The 18008-nt window shown below is 39.7% G+C and carries 15 protein-coding genes; 6 read left to right on the forward strand and 9 right to left on the reverse strand.

Features of this window, described 5'->3' with window-relative positions; genetic code table 11:
- Nucleotides 1-89: 89 nt before the first annotated feature.
- From B3C94_RS22330 to B3C94_RS22360, 7 genes are all read right to left on the reverse strand, one after another.
- Nucleotides 90-1115: a rod shape-determining protein gene (locus B3C94_RS22330; protein WP_046671815.1), complete on the reverse strand. Its 1026-nt coding sequence runs from the start codon at nucleotides 1113-1115 to the stop codon at nucleotides 90-92.
- A 349-nt stretch (nucleotides 1116-1464) separates the two neighbouring features.
- Nucleotides 1465-2775, reverse strand: coding sequence for an NAD(P)/FAD-dependent oxidoreductase (locus B3C94_RS22335; RefSeq protein WP_293907960.1), 1311 nt, complete (start codon nucleotides 2773-2775; stop codon nucleotides 1465-1467).
- A 252-nt stretch (nucleotides 2776-3027) separates the two neighbouring features.
- Nucleotides 3028-3360: a 2Fe-2S iron-sulfur cluster-binding protein gene (locus B3C94_RS22340; RefSeq protein WP_293907962.1), complete on the reverse strand. Its 333-nt coding sequence runs from the start codon at nucleotides 3358-3360 to the stop codon at nucleotides 3028-3030.
- A 2-nt stretch (nucleotides 3361-3362) separates the two neighbouring features.
- The gene (locus B3C94_RS22345; protein WP_293907964.1) at nucleotides 3363-4367 is read right to left on the reverse strand and encodes an NAD(P)/FAD-dependent oxidoreductase; all 1005 of its coding nucleotides are present in this window, start codon (nucleotides 4365-4367) and stop codon (nucleotides 3363-3365) included.
- 2 nt (nucleotides 4368-4369) lie between these two features.
- The gene (locus tag B3C94_RS22350; RefSeq protein WP_293907966.1) at nucleotides 4370-4807 is read right to left on the reverse strand and encodes a MarR family winged helix-turn-helix transcriptional regulator; all 438 of its coding nucleotides are present in this window, start codon (nucleotides 4805-4807) and stop codon (nucleotides 4370-4372) included.
- Between the two features lie 115 nt (nucleotides 4808-4922).
- The gene (gene secDF / locus B3C94_RS22355; RefSeq protein ID WP_293907968.1) at nucleotides 4923-7904 is read right to left on the reverse strand and encodes a protein translocase subunit SecDF; all 2982 of its coding nucleotides are present in this window, start codon (nucleotides 7902-7904) and stop codon (nucleotides 4923-4925) included.
- 342 nt (nucleotides 7905-8246) lie between these two features.
- Nucleotides 8247-8720, reverse strand: coding sequence for a hypothetical protein (locus tag B3C94_RS22360; RefSeq protein ID WP_070565992.1), 474 nt, complete (start codon nucleotides 8718-8720; stop codon nucleotides 8247-8249).
- A gap of 226 nt (nucleotides 8721-8946) precedes the next feature.
- Here B3C94_RS22360 and guaB point away from each other — a divergent pair, with 226 nt between their 5' ends.
- The 4 genes from guaB to murA all read left to right on the forward strand — a co-directional run bounded on the left by guaB (nucleotide 8947) and on the right by murA (nucleotide 15292).
- Complete coding sequence (guaB, locus tag B3C94_RS22365) at nucleotides 8947-10422, forward strand: IMP dehydrogenase (RefSeq protein WP_293907971.1); 1476 nt, start codon at nucleotides 8947-8949, stop codon at nucleotides 10420-10422.
- Nucleotides 10423-10565: 143 nt separating this feature from the next.
- Complete coding sequence (locus tag B3C94_RS22370; protein WP_293907973.1) at nucleotides 10566-12845, forward strand: ATP-dependent helicase; 2280 nt, start codon at nucleotides 10566-10568, stop codon at nucleotides 12843-12845.
- Nucleotides 12846-12898: 53 nt separating this feature from the next.
- Complete coding sequence (locus B3C94_RS22375; RefSeq protein WP_293907975.1) at nucleotides 12899-13720, forward strand: DUF4290 domain-containing protein; 822 nt, start codon at nucleotides 12899-12901, stop codon at nucleotides 13718-13720.
- Nucleotides 13721-13966: 246 nt separating this feature from the next.
- Nucleotides 13967-15292 (forward strand): UDP-N-acetylglucosamine 1-carboxyvinyltransferase, encoded by a 1326-nt coding sequence (murA, locus tag B3C94_RS22380; RefSeq protein WP_293907977.1) that lies wholly within the window; start codon nucleotides 13967-13969, stop codon nucleotides 15290-15292.
- 194 nt (nucleotides 15293-15486) lie between these two features.
- Here murA and B3C94_RS22385 read toward each other — a convergent pair whose 3' ends face one another.
- Both B3C94_RS22385 and B3C94_RS22390 read right to left on the reverse strand, forming a co-directional pair.
- Nucleotides 15487-15891 (reverse strand): DUF5606 domain-containing protein, encoded by a 405-nt coding sequence (locus tag B3C94_RS22385; protein ID WP_075993972.1) that lies wholly within the window; start codon nucleotides 15889-15891, stop codon nucleotides 15487-15489.
- A 26-nt stretch (nucleotides 15892-15917) separates the two neighbouring features.
- Complete coding sequence (locus B3C94_RS22390; protein ID WP_046671802.1) at nucleotides 15918-16376, reverse strand: peptidylprolyl isomerase; 459 nt, start codon at nucleotides 16374-16376, stop codon at nucleotides 15918-15920.
- Between the two features lie 166 nt (nucleotides 16377-16542).
- On the opposite strand from B3C94_RS22390, the gene radC reads away from it, so the two are divergent.
- Both radC and B3C94_RS22400 read left to right on the forward strand, forming a co-directional pair.
- Nucleotides 16543-17241 carry a RadC family protein gene (gene radC / locus B3C94_RS22395; protein WP_293907982.1) on the forward strand — a complete coding sequence of 233 codons (699 nt, stop codon included), beginning with the start codon at nucleotides 16543-16545 and terminating at the stop codon, nucleotides 17239-17241.
- A 16-nt stretch (nucleotides 17242-17257) separates the two neighbouring features.
- On the forward strand, nucleotides 17258-18007 hold the full coding sequence (locus tag B3C94_RS22400) for a class I SAM-dependent methyltransferase (RefSeq protein ID WP_293907985.1): 750 nt from the start codon (nucleotides 17258-17260) through the stop codon (nucleotides 18005-18007).
- Nucleotide 18008: the final 1 nt, after the last annotated feature.

The following is an 18008-nucleotide window of genomic DNA, read 5'->3' on the forward strand; positions in this document are numbered from 1 at the left end:
TTAATGTGGGTATTTAATAAGCAAGCGATATAATAATTTTGCTTATTATATCGCTCTTTAATAAAATATTGTTATTAATTATTGAACGGTTATGATTGCATCAAGAATTTAAATCGTCCAATATTTTTAAGCGCAATACCGGTTCCCCTTACGACAGCGCGTAATGGATCTTCGGCAATATGCACTGGAAGTTTTGTTTTTGCCTGTATACGACGGTCCAAGCCACGTAATAATGCACCACCACCTGTCAGGTAAATACCTGTTTGATAAATATCCGCTGATAATTCTGGTGGCGTGATTTCAAGTGCTTTTAAGATCGCCTCTTCAATTTTTGAAATGGACTTATCTAGACAATGCGCAATCTCTGTATAAGAAACAGTAATTTGTTTCGGAACGCCTGTCATCAGATCCCGGCCTTGAACAGCAAAATCTGCCGGTGGTTCCTGGAGCTCAGGAAGTGCAGCGCCGACTTCAATTTTGATTTTTTCAGCCGTACGTTCACCGATCATGATGTTATGTTGTCTTCTGATGTATTGTACGATATCAGAGTCGAAGTTATCTCCTGCAACACGAATAGACTGGTCGCATACGATACCCGATAAAGCGATGACAGCGATTTCGGTTGTACCACCACCAATATCGATAATCATATTACCCATTGGCTCTTCCACGTCAATACCGATACCAACGGCAGCAGCCATAGGCTCATGAATTAAATAAACTTCCTTAGCACCAGCAATTTCCGCAGAGTCGCGTACCGCTCTTTTCTCTACCTCTGTAATGCCGGAAGGAATACAGACAACCATACGTAGGGAAGGGAAAAACCAGCTTTTACCATTGTTTACCAATTTTACCATCCCTCTGATCAGGTGTTCAGCTGCTGTAAAATCGGCGATTACTCCGTCACGTAAAGGACGTACAGTCTTTATATTGTCGTGTGTTTTACCCTCCATTTGCATGGCCTGACGACCAATGGCAATCACTTTGTTTGTGGTGCGGTCAAATGCAACAATAGAAGGTTCATCCACTACTACTTTGTCATTATGAATTATTAGGGTATTTGCAGTACCCAAGTCAATCGCAACTTCTTGCGTAAACCAATTAAATAAGCCCATCTGCTAATCCTTAAGCTATTTTAAAATAATATGCAAACCTACACAAAAAAAATTAATCTTTTTGAGGTTATACATCAAAAAAAACTACATTCTGAAAGTAAATTCGATCTGGAAAAAACTGTCCTTAAATTTAACGAATATAATCTGTAATTCTTACGTCCTAAGTGAAGTTATTTTTAATTGGATGCATTGTCAAATAAGAATTAAGCCTGTCTTTCTGATCGCATTGGCGGTAGGTAGAATAAACGTAGTAAGTCGATTAAATAAAGAAAAAAAACAGCGCCATAATCCTTTGGGATCATGGCGCTGCGCGGATTATAGAGATATCTTAGTTAAACCTAATAGTAAATTATTGGGCTGTTTCTGCCTGCTCCTTTTCCGGAGTCGGTTCATCATATTTGTGGAAAATCAAACGTACACCACTATTTTTGGTGAAGAATTTGATCGACCAGTTGACAAAGGTGATCAATTTATTTCTGAATCCATAAATGGACATTAAGTGGACAAACATCCATGTCATCCAGCCAAAGAAGCCATTAAAATGGATTTTTCCCATATCAACAACAGCTTTGTTACGACCTACAGTAGCCATAGAGCCTTTGTCAAAATAATTGAATTTTTCTGTTGGTTGATTGGACATTGTCTGAAGAATGTGTTTTGCAACATAAGCTCCTTGTTGTTGAGCTACTGGTGCAACACCTGGCAAGCCGCGCGGAAGATCATCTGTGATAAATGCCGACACATCACCAATTGCATAGACACCTGGCATATCGATAACACGACATTGATCGTCTGTCTGTATACGGTTACCTCGTTGGATAATCTCTTTTTTGAAACCATTTGGATATTGCCCAGCTACACCTGCTCCCCAGATAACTGTTTTTGTTTCGATACTTCTACCATCGGCGAATGTAATCGAATTACCATCATAGCCTGTTACCTGAACATTCAATAGTACTTCTACACCTAAATCTTTGAGGTACTTTTCTGAATCTTTAGAAGATTTTTCGGATAAGTTGGCCAGTACTTTTGGAAGTCCTTCGACCAGGTAAACCGACATCTCAGATTTTTTCAGTTCCGGATAATCTTTCTCAAGAACATTGTTTTTGATTTCTGCGATTGCACCAGAAAGTTCTACACCAGTTGGACCACCTCCAACAATGACAAAGTTCAAATTAGCCTTACGGTCAGCAGGGTTTTCTATTCGTACGGCCTCTTCAAGGTTCTGTAAAACATAGCTTCGAATATTCAATGCTTCTTGTATGTTTTTCATCGGCAAAGCATATTTCGTGATTTGCTGATTCCCGAAGAAGTTCGTGGTAGCACCTGTTGCAACAATTAAATAATCGTAGTCAAAATCGCCAACATCCGTTCTTACAATTTTAGCCTCGTTGTCTACGCTTTTTACGTCAGCAAGTCTAAAATGAAAGTTGTCTTGGCCTTTGAACATTTTGCGAACAGGGAAGGAAATAGAGTCCGCTGAAAGAGTACCCGTGGCAACTTGGTACATTAATGGTTGAAAAGTATGAAAGTTGTTTCTGTCCAGCAACAGAACTTCAACCTCCTTATTTTTAAGCTTTTTAGCAACTTCAATTCCTCCAAATCCAGCACCAATAATGATTACTCTTGGGAATTTTTTATTTGAACTATTGCTTGGCATATTTTTAATAGTTTGTTGTAAAAATTCGGTACAATCGAATTAAGCTGCAAATATCTTAAATTTTGACTCAAAAAGCTAAAAAATATTTATTTATTGTGCCGATATGTTGTGAATTTTATTGTTAAAAGGCCGATTCTTTCAATAAGATGTTTTGTAGTCTTTTGATTTTTAGTCTTTTATGTGTCCTGTAGGGCAATTAAAAAAAAACTATTTGCGGTCTCATCATTGTGTATTTTATACACAATGATGAGACTATTGCAGCGCCCCTTTGATCTTGATTTTCATGCCGTTGTTGCTGTTTTGCAGATGAAGCTGACAGGCAAGTCGACTTTGATCATCGGCATCAGGAAGCGTGTCCAGCATGTCGAGCTCCTGATCACTCGGCGAAGGAAGTGTTTCCAGGCCTTCGACGACCTCAACATGACAGGTAGCACATAAGGCCATACCGCCACAAGTAGCCAATATCTCGTATTCGGATGCCTTTAAAATCTCCATAAGTGAAAGATTGATATCGGTGGGCACCTCCAGTACATTTTGGGTACCATCACGATCAATGACAGTAACGTGAATTAGATTATCTTCCATGGTTAGAATGTATTTATACCGTTTACAGTGGTGTACTTGAATGTCAGTTTTTGATCTGGATAAACAAATTTGAACGCACTCTGACACATTAAGGCCGCTTCATGATAACCGCACAGGATGAGCTTTAATTTGCCGGGATAGGTATTAATGTCACCTATCGCGTAAATACGTTCTATATTGGTCGAGTAATCAAAAGTGTTGACCTCTATAGCGTTTTTATCAATTTGCAATCCCCAATCTGCAATGGGACCGAGCTTAGGCGTAAGGCCATATAAGGGGATAAAATAGTCCGCATCTGTCGCGACGACTTCCTTGTCTTTATTTGTTGTTTCAACATGGGACAAACTGCCATTGCCATGAATATTGGTCAGACTGTGGGACAGCAATAGATTGATCTTACCCTGTTGGGCCAATTTGAATACTTTCTCCGCAGAGTCTGGAGCGCCTCTAAAGGAATCACTTCGGTGGATTAAGGTAACCTGTTGCGCAATATCTGCAAGATGAAAGGTCCAGTCAAGAGCCGAGTCTCCGCCACCGGCAATGACAATTTTTTTATCCCGGTACTTGGCGGGATCTTTTACCATATAGTCTACACCTTTTCCTTCAAAGAGATGAAGATTCGGGATTTCGGGCTTGCGTGGTTCAAAACAGCCTAAGCCCCCAGCGATGACAATGACTTGGGTGTGGACAATCGTATTATCATTGGTTCTTACAATAAAAGAGCCGTCGTCCTGTTTTGCAATATATTCCACACGCTCACCTAAGGTAAATGTGGGATCGAAGGGTTTAATCTGTTCAAGCTGTTTATCGATCAATTCCTGTGCAGTGATACTTGGATAACCAGGAATGTCGTAGATAGGCTTGTGAGGATAGATCTCCGAAAGCTGGCCGCCCACCTGGGGCAGCACATCGATCAGATGGCAGCGCATTTTTAAAAGCCCCGCTTCGAAAACTGCAAATAAGCCAACAGGTCCTGCGCCGATGATACAGATATCAGTATTTATCATAGCTATTCGATGTTTAAATTGTTATATATCGTGTTCAAAATCCGTGTAAAAGCTTCGAAATCTTCGTCTGCTAGATTTTCCCAAGCCTTCATGCGAATCTCGGCAACAATCGGAGAAAGCGATGCTACTTTTAATTTGCCTTCTTCCGTTAAATGAAGGTAGAGACTCCGTCGGTCTGTTTCGTCAATGACCCGTTCAGCCAGATTTTTTTTAAGAAGAATATCAACAATCCGTGTCAGTGTGGGCTGGTCTTTTCCGCAGCGTTTTGCCAGTTCTTTTTGTGAAAGTTGATCCGTTTCGTATAAGGCCTTTAAGATGGTCCATTGGTCTACAGTAATATCAAATCCTTTTTCCGCAAAGGAAGACTGAGCGAACTGTTTTACTTTCTTGGCCGTTTGGTCCAAGATGAATGAGTAGCGGTCAAATTTTTCGTTTAGCATACAAATATTTAGTACAACAAATATATTTAAAATATTTAGTGTGACAAGTAATTTGAATGCAATAAAAAAAGGGCGTTCATTCGAACGCCCTCTTTTATGTTATAAATATCAGCTGTTATGGTCTTACAACCTCAGCTTTTTTAGCCGTATTACCTTCTGCTAAATGCTTTCCTTTACGTAAGTCATATACCGAAGGTGCCGCTAAGATAATCGACGAATAAGTACCTACGATAACACCGATTAAGATCGCGAATGAGAATCCACGGATAACCTCACCACCGAAAATAAACAATACTGCAAGAACGAATACGATTGTCAATGAAGTAATGATCGTCCTACTTAACGTAGAGTTGATCGCATGATTTACGACATCGCCAAGATCTTCGTTATGTGCATTTGGTTTCGATACGAATTCTCTCAAGCGGTCGAATACAACCACCGTATCATTCACCGAGTAAGCTATTACCGTTAATATCGCAGCCACAAAGTGTTGGTCAATATCAAGCGAGAATGGTACAATGCCATCCAAGATAGAGAATAATCCCAATAAAATAATCGCATCGTGAATTGTTGCAATAGCTGCTCCAACTGAATATTCCCATTTGTGGAAACGAATCAAGATGTAAGCTGCAACAATGATGATCGAGAAAATTGCTGAGCTGGTTGCTCTAGATTTGATGTCTGTAGCGATACTTGGTCCAACTTTTTGAGATGAAAGGATCTCATGTTTATTGGAAGCATCTACTTTCGATAGACCTTGGTTTAATTTGTCCAATACTTCTTTATCAGCAGTGTCCGAAGTTTCTTCGATATGATAAGTTGTTGTGATCCGAAGCTGGTTGGAGGCGCCAAATACTTTTACCTCTGTTGTTTTCTTGAAGATATCATCCAAGTTTGTACGTACAGATTCTAAGTCCACAGGTTTGTCATAACGAACAGTATAAGTACGTCCACCTTGGAAATCCACACCTAAACTAAATCCTTTGGTGAAAATTGATGCAGCAGAAATTAACACCGCAACAATTGAAATCGCATAAAAGATTTTACGTTTCTGAACGAATTTAAAGTTTGCATTATGCAAGGTGTTTGCGGACCAAGGGAAAGAGACTTTAATTTTGAAGTCTTTTGCCAACATCCATTCAAAGATAACACGTGTAACTAAGATCGCAGTAAACAAGGAAGTAATGATACCCACCATTAACGTTGTTGCGAAACCTAAGATTGGGCCACTACCAAATAAGAATAGGATAATACCAATTAAGAAGGTTGTGATCTGTGAATCCAGGATGGAAGGTAAAGCATGTTTGTAACCATCTGCAACAGCCTGACGGATCGATTTACCTAAGCCCAGTTCTTCACGGATACGTTCATAGATCAAGACGTTCGCATCGACCGCAGTACCCATTGTTAATACGATACCCGCAATACCAGGTAAAGTCAGAACGGCATTTAGGGAGGCTAATACCCCCATGATGATAAATACGTTTAACAATACCGCAATGTTAGCCACGATACCTGCAGTATTGTAGTAAGCGATCATAAAGATCATGACCACAATAATACCGATAACAGCCGAGTTGACACCTGCATCGATTGCAGCTTGACCTAAAGTAGGACCAACAATAGCCTCTTCAACAATTTTAGCAGTCGTTGGAAGACGGCCAGCTTTCAATACGTTGGCCAAATCTTTGGTATCTTCGACAGTGAAAGAACCTGATATCGATGAACTACCATTCGGGATTTCACCGTTAACGGAAGGAGCTGAGTAAACCACATTATCAAGCACGATGGCAATTGCATCTCTGTTTTGAGCCGCTTTTGCTGTAATTTTCTTCCATTCACGTGCACCTTCGCTATTCATTTGCATACCAACCACTGGTTGATTTTTCTCATCAAAGTTAGCTGTTGCATCCGTAATGACATCTCCTGTCAATACAGCACCATTGTCTTGCCCGGACCCTTTAATTGCATATAAAGATAGTTGCTCAGGTGTTTTTTGTTCAGGTTTAACAGCCCATAAAAGTTTCAGATTTCCAGGAAGGATTGATTTTACTTCAGGACGTTGTAAATACGCATTTACTTTTGCTGTATCTTTTAACGAAGCAATTCCTACTAATGGACCTGGGCCAAGTGTTGGCTGCTGGTTTTCGTTTAGATAAGCGTTTGCTCTTAAAATTTCAAATAACGGGTTTTTCTGACCTAGATTTACGGCAGCACTGTCTTTTTTAGCATCTTTTTTACCACCGGTTAGGTTAGACAATAAATCATCTGATTTTTTGCTTGTATCTGCAGTAGCGTTTGTCGTAGCTGCTGGAGCAGCTTTTAACGTTGCAGCTAAAGTTTTGTCGATATTTTCTAATACTGGATAAACTTCTTGGTTCGTATACGTCTCATAGAATTCCAATTTAGCAGAACCTTGGAGTAAGTTACGGACACGGCTTTCATCTTTTACACCAGGTAACTCGATCAAAATACGGTTTGTACCTTGTTGAATTTGAATGTTTGGAGAAGCAACACCAAATTTGTCGATACGCGTACGGAGTACTTTGTAGGAGTTTTGGATGGCATTGTCTGCTTCTTTTTGAAGGAATGATTCCACTTTGGAGTCTGAATCGCCCGGTTTAATTAGAGTAGCATTATCTTTTGTTGAAAAGAATGTCGAAAGTGGGGTTGTAGCACCAATAGATTTGTATTCTTCCATAAACAAAGCAACAACTGTTTTAGCACTCGTTTTGCTTTTTGCTACTGCCTGCTCCAACGCTTTGTTAAATTTCTCATCTTTTGGATTGTTGGCCAAATTGCGGATCAATTCGTCCAATGAGATTTCCATGGTCACGTTCATACCACCTTTCAAATCCAATCCCAAAGCGAGTTCATTTGCTTTGGCTTCCCGATAGGTGTATTTTGCAAAACCTAAATTGTACACTACTTCACCTGCCATTGAGTCTAGATAGCTCTTCTCTTTCGCCAAGTCTCCTTTGGCAAAATTCTCTGCATCTCGCTCTACATTGCGGGTCACCCAAGTAAATGATAGGGAGTATAGACACGCTAATGACACCACTATCACTAAAAGTTTAATCAGCCCTTTACCTTGCATCGTCTGTTATAATTGTATTAATTTTAATGTTAAATACTGTTTATGTAATTGATAATTAGTTCTCGTTTAATCACATTTTACCAAGAATGGCAAAGGTATAAAATTTTTGTAGAATGAAAAGTTTTATTTACGCCAATCAGGTCAATGGCATAAAAATAGGAGAATTGAAGAAAAAAAGAAATATTAATTGATTTTATTTATAAAAAACCTGCACGATTAAATAATCAATAATAGCTATGAAAGGTAACTGGAGGTTCTTTCTGGCCAATAGAAGCAAATGCTTTAAAAAAAAAAGCCCTGCTCAAATAGAGAAGGACCTTTTATACTGTTTAGTTGTTTATACTATTTCAACGTGTATTTGATGCCAAACGAGAATGTTGACGCATCAAAATCACTGTTGTGGTTCAATCTCCAGTCTGGTTTCCAGTCTGCATGGAAAGCAATTGGAGCAACCGGAATTTTAAATTCTAAACCTAATTGAGGACGCAAAGCAACGTTTGTGATGTTATCACCCACGTCAATAAAGGTCAATTGTGCACCGACACCAGCATACCATCCCAGACCATTGACGCCTTGGAAAGGTCTTGCATATTGATAATCCGCACCTACAGCAACAACGTGGTCGTCAAACATCACTTGTGCTTGTCCCATGTTGGCGCCACCAAAAGATTGCTTATATTGAACACCCCATAAGTCAGTTGTTGTACCGTCGAATACAACACCTATCGCTGATCTAAATGGAGATTGAGCTTTCGCTTCCTGTGCGCCAAATGCCAATGCTGCGACAGCAGCTAATGAGAGTAGTGTCTTTTTCATAATTATCTTATCTTTATATTTTTATTAATTAAAATAACTTTTCGTGTTACAACAAAAGCAAATAGCTTGCCAAAAAATGAATATGCCCCAGCAATACCACCTGTTTGTGTTTAATTCATAATGTTTCTAATTTGTCTCCTGATTGTAATTTGTATATTTTATTTTTTATTATTGCTTATTTTTCTTAAATTTGCCTGGCAAATAGAAAACCCAATACATATTTGCCATGCAATTAGATCCACAAAAATTCGTAGCAGAAGGTCTCACATACGACGACGTCTTATTAATTCCAGCTTATTCTGAAATTTTACCCCGTGACGTTGATACGAGCACTTCGCTAACAAAAAAAATCAAATTAAATATTCCATTGGTTTCTGCAGCAATGGATACGGTAACTGGTGCTGATTTAGCAATAGCGATTGCACAAGCTGGCGGTATTGGTATGTTACATAAAAACATGACAATTGCAGAACAAGCTGCTGAAGTACGCAAAGTAAAACGTTCGGAGAGCGGTATGATTCAGGATCCAGTAACCTTGTTGGCAACAGCAACAGTAGGTGATGCCTTCAACATTATGAAGGAGCATAAGATCGGTGGGATTCCAGTTGTAAACGAAAAAGGCCAATTGGTAGGTATTGTGACCAATCGTGATCTTCGTTTCCAGAAAGATATGAGTCGTCCAATCAACGAATTGATGACCAAAGATAATCTTGTCGTTGCTCCCGAAGGAACGGATTTAGTGAAGGCTGAAGAGATTCTTCAAAACGAAAAAATTGAAAAACTTCCTGTGGTTAACAACGAAGGTATTTTGAAGGGGTTAATTACTTTTAAAGATATCCAAAAATATAAACATTACCCCAATGCGGCCAAAGATAGCCATGGCCGTTTATTGGTAGGTGCTGCTGTTGGTGTGACACCAGATACATTGGAGCGTGTTGAAGCGCTAGTAAAAGCGGGTGTTGATGTAGTGACAATCGATACAGCACACGGGCACTCCAAAGGTGTTATCGATAAATTGAAATTGGTTAAATCCCATTTTCCTGAGTTGCAGGTGATCGTTGGAAATATTGCAACAGGTGCGGCGGCGACAGCTTTGGCTGAAGCAGGTGCAGATGCAGTAAAAGTAGGTATCGGACCAGGTTCAATCTGTACAACCCGGATCATTGCCGGTGTTGGTGTTCCGCAGCTGTACGCTGTATATGAGGTTGCTAAAGCATTGAAGGGAACAGGTGTGCCATTGATCGCCGACGGCGGTATCAAGCAAACTGGTGATATTGCAAAAGCAATAGCAGCGGGTGCAAGCACAATCATGGCTGGTTCTTTATTTGCTGGGGTAGAAGAAGCTCCAGGTGAAACAATTATCTATGAAGGCCGTAAGTTTAAATCTTACCGCGGAATGGGATCAATCGAAGCCATGGAGAAAGGTTCTAAAGACCGTTATTTTCAAGATGTAGAAGATGATATCAAAAAGTTGGTTCCAGAAGGTATTGTTGGTCGTGTTCCTTATAAAGGTACACTAGCAGAAGTTGTTTATCAATATATCGGTGGATTACGTGCTTCAATGGGCTACTGTGGAGCTGCTACAATTGAAAGATTGCAGCAAGCGCAATTTGTACGTATTACAGGAGCAGGATTGAGAGAATCACATCCGCATAATATTTCCATTACGAAGGAAGCTCCAAATTATAATAGCAGAGGCTAAACATCGCCTAAATGATATAAAAACCGATAATCTTGATTATCGGTTTTTTTTGTGTAAAAATATTAGCAGGATAGCTCCACTGATCGATAGGAAATTTGTACTTTTATACCCTATTCTCAGGTTTTAAAATTTAAGGAGTTAATTTGGATTATTTAGCGGGTTTAAACCCTTCACAACGAGGAGCCGTACAGCAAACAGAAGGTCCTGTGATGATTGTTGCGGGAGCTGGTTCAGGAAAAACACGGGTAATTACCTATCGTGTAGCACACTTGATTCAAAAAGGTGTTGATCCATTCAATATCTTGGTATTGACATTTACCAACAAAGCAGCCAAAGAAATGCGTGCGCGTATCGTTTCTGTTGTTGGGAGCGAAGCGAAAAATATTTGGATGGGAACATTCCACTCCGTATTTGCAAAAATACTCCGTGTTGAAGCTGAATTGATCGGTTATCCCAGAAATTTCACAATCTACGATACCGACGATACCAAAAGTTTATTGCGAGCCATCTTAAAGGAGATGAATCTGGATGATAAGCTGTATAATGTCAATCACGTGTACGGACGGATTTCACAAGCAAAAAACAACCTGATCTCACCTCAGGAGTATAATAAAAATGAAGCCATATTGGCCGAAGATATTTCCAATGGCCGTGGTCAATTGGGACAGATCTATATGACCTATGCGCAGCGATGCTATCGTGCAGGAGCAATGGATTTCGATGATTTGCTATTTAAGACCAATGTCTTGTTGAATAAACATCCCGAGGTCCTGCATAAATACCAGCATCAGTTTCGCTATTTGATGGTTGATGAGTATCAGGATACAAACTTCTCGCAATATCTTATTGTAAAACGTTTGGCAGCAGTCAACGAAAATATCTGTGTGGTAGGGGACGATGCACAGTCTATCTATGCATTTCGTGGGGCAAACATCCAGAATATCCTGAATTTTCAAAAGGATTATCCAGATGTCAAGATCTTCAAATTGGAGCAGAATTATCGGTCAACCAAGATGATTGTGAATGCCGCTAACTCGGTTATTGCCAATAACCAGAACCAATTGGAAAAAAATGTGTTCTCGGATAACGAAGAAGGTGAGAAGATCAAGGTTTCACGTGCTTTTTCGGATAATGAGGAAGGAAAGATCGTGGCAGACCTGATTATCGAGGAAAAATCGTTAAAGGGACTTAATTATAAAGATTTTGCCATTCTTTATCGTACCAACGCGCAATCCAGGGCAATGGAGGAAGCGTTACGTAAAATCAATATCCCGTATAAAATTTATGGTGGTACTTCTTTTTATCAGCGGAAAGAAATCAAAGACTTGATCGCGTATTTCAGACTGACATTCAACCCCAATGATGAGGAGGCATTAAAACGTGTGATCAATTATCCTCGCAGGGGCATAGGGGATACGACTATAGAAAAGATTATGATTGCTGCAGATCAGAATCAATACCGTATCTGGGATGTTGTTGCAAATGCGGCTCATTTTCTTGACGGGCGAAGTGCAACTTCTGTGGGCGGTTTTGCGCAAATGATACAGAGTTTTCAGGCCTTGGCCAAAAATAATAACGCTTTTGATACGGCGATGCATATTGCCCAACACTGTGGCATTCTGAAAGAATTATACGAAGATAAATCAGTAGAAGGACTAGCACGTTACGAAAATATCCAAGAGCTCCTCAATGGTATCAAGGAATTTTCTGAGCGTGAAGATATCGAAGAACGGGGACTTGACGTCTATATGCAAGATATTGCTCTATTGACAAACGACGATAATGATAAAGATCCCAATGCCGATACAGTATCCTTAATGACAATCCACTCTTCCAAAGGATTGGAATTTCCGATTGTTTTTATCGTGGGCTTAGAAGAAAACCTATTTCCTTCGCAGTTGTCGTTGAATTCCAGGTCGGAATTGGAAGAAGAACGAAGACTTTTTTACGTCGCTGTTACCAGAGCTGAAAAAAAATTATTACTTTCGTATGCTACTTCGCGATATCGTTGGGGAACGCTGAATAACTGCGAACCTAGTCGCTTCTTGGATGAATTGAATCCGGCATGTCTTGCATTGGATTTTAAACCACGACAAACTTCTGCCTCAGCCGGAAGTTTTCAAGGCGAACGAATTGCATGGCAACAAAAGGACAGTGATGATACGTTTTCTAAACCTAAGCCTAAGCCGATGGTGAAGACGACCTCAATACTGCCGAAAGCCCACAAACCTACTGCGGGTTTTGCTCCTTCAGATACATCAAATCTTCAAGTCGGCATGGAAGTTGAACATGAACGGTTTGGATTTGGGAAAGTTGTTAATCTCGAAGGAAACAAAGGAGATATAAAAGCAACTATTTTCTTTAAAGAGTTGGGACAGAAACAATTGTTGCTTAAATTTGCAAAACTTAGAATAATTCAATAATAAAATACCAAAACGGCATCTTGATCGTTTAATTAGGTACTTATATTAGCTATATGAACTTTGACTACAACAGCACTAGACCAAAATTGATCCTTGCAGAATATGGTCGCAATGTGCAAAATATGGTAGATTACATCTGTACTTTGCCCACAAAGGAAGAAAGAAATAAACACGCGCAGATTGTAATCGATATGATGGGGGTTTTAAATCCGCATTTGAGAGATGTATCTGATTTCAAACATAAACTGTGGGATCACTTACAGATTATCTCTGATTTTAAATTGGATATTGACTCGCCTTATCCGATTGCTACTGCAAAGAGTGTGAAACACGAAGTTGAGCATTTGGGCTATCCACAGCACTCGATTAGATTCAAACACTATGGTTTTACCGTAGAGAAAATGATTGAGAAAGCTTTATTGGCTACTGATGAAGCCAAAAGAGAACAGATGGTGATCGGGATCGCTAATTTTATGAAAATGGCTTACCTCACCTGGAATAAAGACTCGGTTTCTGACGAGCTGATCATTCAGGATCTAAAAGAATTATCAGGTTATCAATTGACCTTACCGGAAGGTACTGTATTGACAAAACTTGACTTTAAAACACCGCCTCCGGGAAATCGTGTTAAAGGTCCAGCTAATAGTAATTCGGGCGGAAATAATAACAATAACAATAATAATTCTTCGGGCCACCAATCGAAAGGCGGAGGCAAGCCGCGCATGACAAACAATAATAATAATGCGAAGCGCAATAACTACGGTAGTAACAACAATAATTACGGCGGTAGTAGCAACAATAATAATTACGGAAGTAATAATAACAATAACAGGAATAGAAAGCCTCAAGGAAATTATAATAATAAAAGAGGCTAGTTCTTTAAAATTTTGTTTAAAGGAGCAGGCAATTGCGAAGTGATTAACAGATTTCTTTACAATTGCCTTCTTTTTTATTTAACCTCGCTGTTTTAAGGAGCAACAAGCTTCTTCAGTCCTGCTCCTTTGAAAACCTCAGGTTTAAGGCAGCTTATAGGTCTTTCTGAATTGCCTACAGGAGTTATATCTAAAGCATCAGAGATAGGCGTAAGGTTACTATACTAAGAAGATATCACTTATATATAAATGAACGCATTTGAAATAATCGGTGGAAAACCGTTAAAGGGAGAGATTATTCCTCAAGGAGCAAAAAATGAGGCCTTACAGATCCTTTCTGCAGTTTTACTGACAGAGGAGCCCATGACCATCAGTAATATCCCAGATATTAAGGATGTCAATAAGCTGATCGATCTATTGGGGGCATTAGGTGTTAAAATTAATCGTATCGATAAAGACACATACGTTTTCGAAGCTAAAGATATAAACATAGACTATTTCCAGTCACCTGAGTTCAAAGAAAAAGGCGGCGGCTTACGTGGTTCTATCATGATCGTCGGACCTTTGTTGGCTCGATTTGGAAAGGCTGCCATTCCTAAGCCAGGGGGCGATAAAATTGGACGTAGACGTTTGGATACGCACTTTTTGGGTTTTGAAAAATTGGGAGCCAAGTTTGTATACGATGCTACTACCCATTTTTTTAATGTTGATGCAACCGAATTAAAGGGAAGCTATATTCTTTTGGATGAAGCTTCTGTGACAGGTACTGCCAATATCGTGATGGCAGCTGTATTGGCGAAAGGTACAACGACAATTTACAATGCGGCATGTGAGCCTTACTTACAGCAACTTTGTAAGATGTTGAATCGCATGGGCGCTAAAATATCGGGTATAGGATCTAATTTGTTGACTATCGAAGGCGTGGAACGTTTGGGGGGAACGTCACATCGTATGTTGCCTGATATGATTGAAATCGGTTCCTTCATCGGACTGGCTGCAATGACAGGTTCAGAAATTACCATTAAAGACGTCTGTTTCGAAGAACTTGGCGTTATCCCATCGGTATTTTCCCGTCTGGGTATCAAGTTCGAATTACGTGGGGACGATATATTTATTCCTGCACAGGAATCGTATGAAATTGACACATTTATCGACGGATCTATTCTCACTATTTCGGATGCTCCATGGCCGGGTTTTACACCGGATCTATTGAGTATTGTGCTTGTTGTTGCAACCCAAGCGAAAGGAAATGTATTGATCCATCAAAAAATGTTTGAAAGCCGCCTGTTCTTTGTGGATAAATTGATCGATATGGGAGCTCAGATTATCTTGTGTGACCCACACCGTGCAACAGTTATCGGATTGAATAAATCACATCACCTAAGAGGTATTGAGATGACATCCCCTGATATCCGCGCCGGAGTTTCTTTATTGATCGCAGCATTATCTGCCAAGGGTAAATCCGTTATCCATAATATTGAACAAATTGAACGTGGTTATCAGGATATCGAAGAACGCTTACGCAAATTAGGGGCAGATATTAAACGTATCGATGCGGAACCAAAAGGACATTAACTGGAGCCAAGAGTGAAAGCTTAGCCACAGGTTAAAAAGCCCCGGATATAAATTAATTATTTCGGGGCTTTTTTTGTGATAAGGAAAGCTGACTGAAAGTTCTTTTTGGCCAAATAATAGCAGACACTTTCAGAAAAAAAATGAGCTGATAAATAAAATTATCAGCTCATTTTTTTATTGTAGGCATGTAGATGTTACATCAATGGAGCAGGTGCTTCTTCTTCAAATAAAGGAAATTCTTTGATAATGTTGTACCAAGTAATAACCTTTTTAATATCCGAGGAATAAACACGTGATTCATCGTGGCCAGGAGCTACCTCACGGAAAAAATCTCTTAGCGTAGCGCCATCAGATTTTGTGTCAGGTAAAGCAATGCCTTTCTCTTTAATTGTTTCAAAAATATTCAACAAACGAATTTCTTCTTCTTCGCCATAAATGGTGATATCTTCCAAAGTCGCCATTTTTGTAGAAGACAAACTTACAACAGTTTTAATTTTCGCCTGATCAAGGGTTTCCAAAATAAAACCACCCTTATTTTGTCCAACCAATTTGAACAATCCTGGTTTACCGGTTACGGATACTAATGCTCTTAAATTCATTTTAATTTTATTTAAATCTCCAAGAATTAATCTTCGATAACTTCAATTGATAAAATACGGTCGCCTTGTCTGATATCGTCAACGATATCTACGTTTTCGATTACTTTTCCAAAACATGTATGGTTACGATCAAGGTGAGCTGTATTGTTGCGGCTATGGCAGATAAAAAATTGCGAACCACCAGTATTACGGCCTGCATGAGCCATAGACAACACACCTCTATCATGGTATTGGTTTTCACCTGTTAATTCACAGTCAATTTTGTAACCAGGCCCACCAGTTCCAGGTATTCCAGCAGCACCTTCACGCGAATTTGGACATCCACCTTGGATAACAAAATCAGGGATCACACGGTGAAACGCGAGTCCATCATAATATCCTGACTTAGCAAGTTTGATAAAGTTAGCTACTGTATTTGGAGCATCAGCTGTGTAGAACTCCACAGTCATGTCGCCTTTTTCTGTTTTAATAATCGCTTTACTCATATTCAAAAATTTTTATGAAATACAAAGATAACGTTTCAGAGTGAAATGTGAAGTAAATCCCGAATACCAATTTTTTTTAATTGATGAATTGAGGATTTATCTGGGGCATAAATAACCAAAATATTATGTATATTTATGTACGTTAGCCAATTATAAATAACTGCAAATGTCAAATTCGTATAAGTTAGTCATTCGGGAGTGGTCTGAGGCCGATCGCCCCAGGGAGAAGCTATTAAATCAGGGGCGTAGGGCACTTACCGATGCCGAATTATTGGCTATCTTAATCGGTTCTGGATCTCACGATGAAAGTGCCGTAGAACTTTGCCGGCGTATATTGGCAGATGCCAAGAACAGCCTGCATACACTTTCGATGATGGATGTCAGTGAGCTTAGCGCATATAAAGGGATCGGCGAAGCGAAAGCAATCGCCATTATTGCTGCATTGGAGCTGGCTCGCCGTAAAAATGAGCTACCCGCAGAAGAACGTAAGCTGGTAAATAGTAGCCGCTTCGTTTATAACCTGATGAAACCCATACTACAGGATCTGCCGCATGAAGAATTTTGGGCCCTGTATCTGAATACAGGCTATAAAATATTAGACAAGCAGCTGATCGGTCGTGGAGGTAATGATTTTACACCTGTCGATGTGCGGATCATCTTACGCAGTGCGCTTAGCCTAAAGGCACACGCGATTATATTAGTTCATAACCACCCCTCAGGTACTTTGTATCCCAGCAATGCTGACAAAATTCTGACGCAAAAAATTGCCGAAGCCTCCAAAATTATGGATATTAGAGTTGCCGATCATTTAATCTTTACCGATAACGGCTATTATAGCTTTAAAGATGAAGGCATAATAGACTAGTTATAGCATTCTTAATATGAACAAAAACAGTATTGAAAGATTCACAGACAGGGTTGTCGATTACGAGAAATTTAGACCTAGCTACCCCAATGAAATCATTCAGGTGCTCAAAGAGCATATTGGACTGAACAAAAAGTGGCTAGTTGCCGATATCGGTAGCGGAACCGGATTATCTACACAACTTTTTCTCGAAAATGGAAATGACGTCTTTGCCGTCGAACCCAATCGGGAGATGCGGGAATCTTTGCTGCACCATTTTAAGACCTATAGAAATTTAATTGCTTTGAATGCGACAGCTGAGGATACATCTATAGAATCTGGATGTGTCGACCTCATTTTTGCGGGACAATCTTTTCACTGGTTCGACCGTCTGGCCTGTCAAAAAGAATTTGATCGTATCCTCACGGAAAATGGACATATTGTGTTGGTCTGGAACCAACGCGATCCAGAAGATGCTTTTCAGCAGGAGTACGAACAGTTTCTACTCAATCATATCCCAAGCTATCAATCTGTCAGCCACAAAAACATCAGTGACGATGACCTCAGGCTTTTTTTTGAATCCCGGCCAATGACTAAGGTATCTTTGCCCAATCAGCAGATATTAGATCTTCGATCTTTTTTGGGAAGAGTGCGCTCGTCTTCTTATTTTCCAAAAGAGCAAGCTGAAAACAAAACGCTCTATGACGATCTCCATACACTTTTCGATAAGTACGCAATCTCAGATCGCATTGTATTTAAGTACATGACTGACATCTATATCAGTTAAA

The sequence above is a fragment of the Sphingobacterium sp. UBA5670 genome, from assembly GCF_002420705.1.
GTDB lineage: Bacteria > Bacteroidota > Bacteroidia > Sphingobacteriales > Sphingobacteriaceae > Sphingobacterium.